Origin of the sequence: Corynebacterium sp. CMW7794 (genome assembly GCF_001563605.1) — a bacterium.
Lineage (GTDB): Bacteria > Actinomycetota > Actinomycetes > Mycobacteriales > Mycobacteriaceae > Corynebacterium > Corynebacterium phoceense.
This window is the reverse complement of the sequence record NZ_KQ961733.1, coordinates 64880-70907: the sequence shown is the minus strand read 5'-3', so window position 1 is coordinate 70907 and position 6028 is coordinate 64880. Positions and strand designations below refer to the sequence as shown.

General features: G+C 61.5%; 8 protein-coding genes. All 8 read left to right on the top strand.

Features of this window, described 5'->3' with window-relative positions; translation table 11 throughout:
- Nucleotides 1–316 precede the first annotated feature (316 nt).
- The 8 genes from secY to rpsD all read left to right on the top strand — a co-directional run bounded on the left by secY (nucleotide 317) and on the right by rpsD (nucleotide 6009).
- Nucleotides 317–1642, top strand: coding sequence for a preprotein translocase subunit SecY (gene secY / locus HMPREF3227_RS05885; protein WP_066486322.1), 1326 nt, complete (start codon nucleotides 317–319; stop codon nucleotides 1640–1642).
- Nucleotides 1642–2187, top strand: a complete 546-nt coding sequence (locus tag HMPREF3227_RS05880) for an adenylate kinase (RefSeq protein WP_066511125.1) — start codon at nucleotides 1642–1644, stop codon at nucleotides 2185–2187. The genes secY and HMPREF3227_RS05880 overlap by 1 nt, the downstream gene beginning before the upstream one ends.
- An 84-nt stretch (nucleotides 2188–2271) precedes the next feature.
- Nucleotides 2272–3060 (top strand): type I methionyl aminopeptidase, encoded by a 789-nt coding sequence (gene map, locus HMPREF3227_RS05875; RefSeq protein ID WP_066511123.1) that lies wholly within the window; start codon nucleotides 2272–2274, stop codon nucleotides 3058–3060.
- Between the two features lie 117 nt (nucleotides 3061–3177).
- Nucleotides 3178–3969 carry a L,D-transpeptidase gene (locus tag HMPREF3227_RS05870; RefSeq protein WP_066486305.1) on the top strand — a complete coding sequence of 264 codons (792 nt, stop codon included), beginning with the start codon at nucleotides 3178–3180 and terminating at the stop codon, nucleotides 3967–3969.
- Between the two features lie 198 nt (nucleotides 3970–4167).
- A complete protein-coding gene (gene infA / locus HMPREF3227_RS05865) occupies nucleotides 4168–4386 on the top strand; it encodes a translation initiation factor IF-1 (protein WP_004566852.1) in 219 nt (72 codons plus the stop codon).
- Between the two features lie 211 nt (nucleotides 4387–4597).
- On the top strand, nucleotides 4598–4966 hold the full coding sequence (rpsM, locus tag HMPREF3227_RS05860; RefSeq protein ID WP_066486295.1) for a 30S ribosomal protein S13: 369 nt from the start codon (nucleotides 4598–4600) through the stop codon (nucleotides 4964–4966).
- A 3-nt stretch (nucleotides 4967–4969) separates the two neighbouring features.
- Complete coding sequence (gene rpsK / locus HMPREF3227_RS05855; protein WP_066486287.1) at nucleotides 4970–5374, top strand: 30S ribosomal protein S11; 405 nt, start codon at nucleotides 4970–4972, stop codon at nucleotides 5372–5374.
- A 29-nt stretch (nucleotides 5375–5403) separates the two neighbouring features.
- Nucleotides 5404–6009: a 30S ribosomal protein S4 gene (rpsD, locus tag HMPREF3227_RS05850; RefSeq protein ID WP_066486284.1), complete on the top strand. Its 606-nt coding sequence runs from the start codon at nucleotides 5404–5406 to the stop codon at nucleotides 6007–6009.
- The last annotated feature ends 19 nt before the right edge of the window (nucleotides 6010–6028 follow it).

Below are 6028 nucleotides of genomic sequence, written 5' to 3'. Positions count from 1 at the left end.
CACAGGCACGTACGCGCCGGTCTTGACTATCGCAACGACGGGCCACTATTGTGGCGCACCCTGATCGTGGCGGGGGAATTCGACGGGATCGCCGTGGACATGGCGCCGTGAGATATGCGGTTATTGTGGCGGTTGCGCGCGATGCTGGTAGGGTAGTGAGGTCATAAGTTTCAACCGTCCCTAAGGATTCGCTGAATCGTCGCGCGGTGCGCGGCGTGGGCAGGGTCCGCTGGGGTAGATGAGTTCCCCCTCTCAGGTCTCCGCGCCGTCCATGAGCGTGCGGCGCGACTGCCGAGAGGGCAGGAGGATAAAAGTAGTGTCCGCCATTTTCCAGGCCTTCAAGGACGCCGACCTGCGTAAGAAGATCATCTTCACTCTCGTGATGATCATCCTCTACCGTGTCGGCGCGCAGATTCCGTCCCCGGGCGTCGACTACGCGTCGATCGCCGGTCGACTGCGTACCTTAACTGAGGAGCAGGGCAACCTGTACTCGGTCATCAACCTCTTCTCGGGCGGTGCGCTATTGCAGCTGTCCATCTTCGCCATCGGCATCATGCCGTACATTACGGCGTCGATTATTGTGCAGCTGCTTACCGTGGTTATTCCGCGCTTCGAGCAGCTCAAGAAGGAAGGCCAGTCCGGACAAGCGAAGATGACGCAGTACACGCGTTACCTCACGGTCGCTCTGGCGCTGCTGCAGTCCTCCGGCATCGTGGCGCTCGCTGACCGTCAGCAGCTGCTGGGCCAGGGCGTTGAGGTCCTTACCGCGGACCGCAACATCTTTACGCTCATCATGCTCGTTATCACCATGACCTCGGGCGCCGTGCTCGTCATGTGGATGGGCGAGCTCATCACGGAGAAGGGCATTGGCAACGGTATGTCGCTGCTCATCTTCGCGGGTATCGCGACCCGCCTGCCTACCGATGGCATTAACATCCTCCAGAACAATGGTGGCCTCGTCTTCGCGATGATTGCCGTCGGCCTCATCGTTCTCGTTGTGGGCATCACCTTCATCGAGCAGGGCCAGCGCCGCATTCCCGTGCAGTACGCCAAGCGTATGGTCGGCCGTCGCCAGTACGGTGGTTCCTCCACTTACTTGCCGCTCAAGGTCAACCAGGCCGGCGTTATCCCGGTCATCTTCGCGTCCTCGCTCATTTACATGCCGGTGCTCATCACGCAGATCGTCAACTCGGGTTCCGCAACGGTGCCGGATAACTGGTGGCAGCGCAATGTCATCGCGCACCTGCAGGCGCCGAGCTCCTGGCAGTACATCGTGGCGTACTTCGTGCTTACCATCTTCTTCTCGTACTTCTACGTTTCTGTGCAGTACGACCCGAACGAGCAAGCAGACAACATGAAGCGCTACGGTGGCTTCATTCCGGGCATCCGCCCGGGCCGCCCCACCGCGGAATACCTTGGCTTTGTCATGAACCGCCTGCTGTTCGTCGGCTCGCTGTACCTGGCCATCATCGCCATCCTGCCGAACATCCTGCTCGACCTTGGTGTTGGCCACAATTCCGCAAACGGCATGTCCGCGTTCGGTGGTACGGCTATCCTGATTATGGTCTCGGTTGCTCTGACCACCGTCAAGCAGATCGAGTCCCAGCTTCTGCAATCTAACTACGAAGGACTTCTCAAGTAATGCGTTACGTACTCCTCGGCCCTCCCGGTGCTGGCAAGGGCACCCAGGCAGCTATCCTCAGCGAGAAGCTGAATATCCCGCACATCTCGACCGGCGACCTGTTCCGCGCCAACATTGGCGAGGGCACCCCGCTGGGCGTCGAGGCGAAGTCCTACATTGATGCCGGCAAGCTGGTCCCCACGGACGTCACCGCCCGCATGGTCGAGGATCGCCTTAACCAGGACGACGCCGCGGGCGGCTTCCTCCTCGATGGCTTCCCGCGCACCGTGGAGCAGGCCGAGATCCTCACCAAGCTGCTCGCCGACAAGGGCCTCGAGCTCGACGGCGTTATCAACTACGAGGTGTCTGAGGACGTCGTCGTCGAGCGCATGCTCGCCCGCGGCCGCGCCGATGACAACGAGGAGACCATCCGCACCCGTCTCGGCGTCTACCGCGACGAGACCTTCCCGCTCATTGAGCACTACGGTGATCAGATCATCACCGTCAAGGCAGAGGGCACCGTTGAGGACATCAACACTCGCACCCTCGCTGCCATCGGCAAGTAAGCCGTCCAAGCAGCAGTCAAGCGCCAGGGAGATATACCCTGGCGCTTGCGCAGTTTTCACCCCTCCCAGAAAGGACCCCACATCATGGCACGTCGCCACAAAAAGATGGTCGCCCGCACCCCGGGCGAGCTGGATGCCATGCAGGCAGCCGGAGAGATCGTCGGCCGCACTCTCCAAGCCGTCAGGGCCGCCGCGAAGGCTGGTATGTCGACGCTGGAGCTCGATGAGCTTGCCGAAGCCACCATTCGCGACGCCGGCGCTATCCCGACGTTCAAGGGCTACGGCGGATTCCCCGGGTCCATCTGTGCCTCCGTCAACGATGTCGTCGTCCACGGCATCCCCTCGGCCGACGTGGTGCTCGAAGACGGCGATCTCATCTCGATTGATTGCGGGGCCACGTTGGACGGGTGGGTAGGAGACAGCGCCTGGACATTCGGCATCGGAAGGCTTGGCCCCCGCGCCGACGCCCTGAATAGGGCGACGGAATGGGTGCTCATGGAAGGACTCAAGGCCATGGTGCCGGGCAACCGGCTCACGGACGTCTCGCACGCGCTGGAGCAGGCAACGTATGCTGCTGAGCTGAAGTTCGAGACCGAGCTGTTTATCGTGGATGGCTACGGCGGACACGGCATTGGCCGTGAAATGCACGAGGACCCGTATCTCGCGAACGAGGGGCGTGGCGGTCGCGGCCCGTTCATTATGGAGGGCTCCGTCCTAGCCATTGAGCCCATGCTCACGCTGGGCACGGAGGACAACGAAGTGCTGGACGACGACTGGACCGTGGTCACCCTCGACGGCTCATGGGCGTCGCACTGGGAGCACACCGTTGCAGCGACGGCGGAGGGCCCCCGTATCCTTACCCCGCGCTATTGAGGTCAGTCGCGCCGACTTCAGCTATGAACTGGGCTTCAAGCAGCCGGTCTTAAAAAGTCCCAGCGAAAACTAAGTCCTCGGCTATGTCACGGCTAGGTTTCGGTCTATACTGCCAGCATGTCGAAAAACAACCTGACGAAGGTCGCCGCGCCGCTCGCGGCCGTGGCCGTCTCCCTATCCCTCCTGGCGACCCCCGTCGCCGGCGCTCAGACTCTTCCTTCCGCTCCGTCCGTGGAGCAGATGTCCTCGCAGATTCAGATTGGCAAGTTCCTGGGCCTGAGCGAAGAACAGGCATGGGCGCAGCGCAACGATCTCATCAAGCAGATCAAGACCATCAACAATCCGCAGGTTATTCCGGTCCTCGAGCAGGCCGTCGATAACACGGTCAACGCCGTCTTCCCGGGTCTTGTCGCCCGCAAGAACGCGGAGATTCGCGCAGAGCAGGAGCGCCTCGAGCGCGAGCACGCCGCACAGGTTGCGCGCGAGCAGGCCGCCGCTCAGGAAGCCGCCCGCATTGCCGAGGAGCAGCGCAAACGCAACGAGTTCGACCGCGGCCCCTGCCCGCGTGACGCTGACGCATGCGTCGATATCGATCGCAACCGTTCCTGGCTGCAGGACGACAACGGCAACGTCACCCATGTTGCCGAGTGGATTTCCTCCGGCGCCCGCACCCCGGGGCTCGCCACGCCGCGCGGCGCCTTCAATGTCCAGTACAAGGTCAAGGACGAAGTCTCCCGCGAGTTCGGCAACGCGCCGATGCCGTACGCGATCTACTTCACCAACACTGGCCACGCCTTCCACGAAGGCTCCCCCGCGTATGATTCCCACGGCTGCATCCACCTGCAGCACCAGGACGCCGTGGCGTACTGGAACGACCTGCAGGTTGGCGACAAGGTCTTCATCTTCTAGTCTTTGTCACTCCGCGGCGTGAGCTGCGAACGCCTAGCGCCTCGTGCGCTGGGCGTTTATTTGGTTTTCGTGTCGTTCATGCGTATTATTGAACGTTGGTGTATGCGCGCGTGCTTGCACGCGGGTTGATGCACCACCGCAGTAGATACAAACATGCAGGCCACGGCGTACTTGTCCGGGCCTAGAAAAGTAGAGGTTATGGCTAAGGAAGGCGCAATCGAGGTCGAGGGTCGAATCATCGAACCCCTGCCGAATGCAATGTTCCGTGTCGAGCTCGACAACGGACACAAGGTTCTTGCTCACATCTCGGGCAAGATGCGTCAGCACTACATCCGCATCCTTCCTGAGGATCGCGTGGTCGTGGAGCTGTCCCCTTATGACCTGACCCGCGGACGCATTGTCTACCGCTACAAGTAAACACAGAAATTAAGCCTCCTTACCCAAGGCGACCATCACTGCGCGCGAGCGTGAGCTCGCGCGTTGGTCGTCCGTGCACCTCAGGCCGCGGTGGCCAGAGCCCGCACAGTAGCGTTTACCCACAGTTTCCGGCACGGTCCGGGCGAAGCGTGAACGGTGTGTGGGACGGATAGGGAGAAAACCACCGTAACAACCCGAAAGGACACGCCACATGGCACGTCTCGCTGGTGTTGACCTCCCGCGTAACAAGCGTATGGAGATCGCACTGACCTACATTTACGGCATCGGTCCGGCTCGCGCCGCCGAGCTGCTGGAGAAGACTGGTATCTCTCCGGACCTGCGTACCGACAACCTGACCGATGATCAGGTTGCCGCTCTGCGTGACGTCATCGAAGCTACCTGGAAGGTCGAGGGTGACCTCCGCCGCCAGGTTCAGGCTGACATCCGTCGCAAGATTGAAATTGGTTGCTACCAGGGCATTCGCCACCGTCGTGGCCTCCCGGTCCGCGGTCAGCGCACCAAGACCAACGCTCGTACCCGCAAGGGCCCGAAGAAGACGATCGCAGGAAAGAAGAAGTAATACATGCCTCCGAAGACTCGTTCCGGCGCGCGTCGTACTGGCCGTCGCGTCGTAAAGAAGAATGTGGCCCAGGGCCACGCATACATCAAGTCCACCTTCAACAACACCATCGTGTCCATCACGGACCCGTCCGGTGCTGTCATCTCCTGGGCGTCCTCCGGCCACGTCGGCTTCAAGGGCTCCCGTAAGTCCACGCCGTTCGCAGCTCAGATGGCTGCTGAGTCCGCTGCCCGCAAGGCCATGGACCACGGCATGAAGAAGGTTGACGTTTTCGTCAAGGGTCCGGGCTCCGGCCGCGAGACCGCCATCCGTTCCCTGCAGGCTGCAGGCCTCGAGGTTTCCTCGATCACGGATGCCACCCCCCAGCCGCACAACGGCTGCCGTCCGACCAAGCGCCGCAAGGTCTAAGCAGACAGAAAGGATAGAGGTAAAAACTCATGGCTCGTTATACCGGCCCAGCAACTCGTAAGTCCCGCCGTCTGCGCGTCGACCTCGTCGGCGGAGATATGGCGTTTGAGCGCCGCCCGTACCCCCCGGGACAGGCAGGCCGCAACCGCATCAAGGAATCTGAGTACCTGCTGCAGCTCCAGGAGAAGCAGAAGGCAAAGTACACCTACGGTGTGCTGGAGCGTCAGTTCCGTCGCTACTACGCAGAGGCCAACCGTCGTCCGGGCAAGACCGGTGACAACCTGGTCATCCTGCTCGAGTCTCGTCTCGACAACGTGGTCTACCGTGCAGGTCTGGCCAACACCCGTCGCCAGGCTCGCCAGCTTGTCTCCCACGGTCACTTCACCGTGAACGGCAAGAAGATCAACGTTCCGTCCTTCCAGGTCACCCAGTACGACATCATCGATGTCCGTGACCGCTCCAAGAAGATGGAATGGTTCGAAGACGCTCAGGATCGCCTTGTCGATGCCGTCGTTCCGGCATGGCTGCAGGTCGTTCCCGACACCCTGCGCATCCTCGTGCACCAGCTGCCCGAGCGCGCTCAGATCGACATCCCGCTGCAGGAGCAGCTCATCGTCGAGCTTTACTCGAAGTAACCCTTCGTCTAACCCACAT

Bases quoted from the DNA above. Each gene is read 5' to 3' on its own strand.
- HMPREF3227_RS05880 (WP_066511125.1), top strand. From the start codon at position 1,642: ATGCGTTACGTACTCCTCGGCCCTCCCGGTGCTGGCAAGGGCACCCAG.
- map (WP_066511123.1), top strand. From the start codon at position 2,272: ATGGCACGTCGCCACAAAAAGATGGTCGCCCGCACCCCGGGCGAGCTG.
- HMPREF3227_RS05870 (WP_066486305.1), top strand. From the start codon at position 3,178: ATGTCGAAAAACAACCTGACGAAGGTCGCCGCGCCGCTCGCGGCCGTG.
- infA (WP_004566852.1), top strand. From the start codon at position 4,168: ATGGCTAAGGAAGGCGCAATCGAGGTCGAGGGTCGAATCATCGAACCC.
- rpsM (WP_066486295.1), top strand. From the start codon at position 4,598: ATGGCACGTCTCGCTGGTGTTGACCTCCCGCGTAACAAGCGTATGGAG.
- rpsK (WP_066486287.1), top strand. From the start codon at position 4,970: ATGCCTCCGAAGACTCGTTCCGGCGCGCGTCGTACTGGCCGTCGCGTC.
- rpsD (WP_066486284.1), top strand. From the start codon at position 5,404: ATGGCTCGTTATACCGGCCCAGCAACTCGTAAGTCCCGCCGTCTGCGC.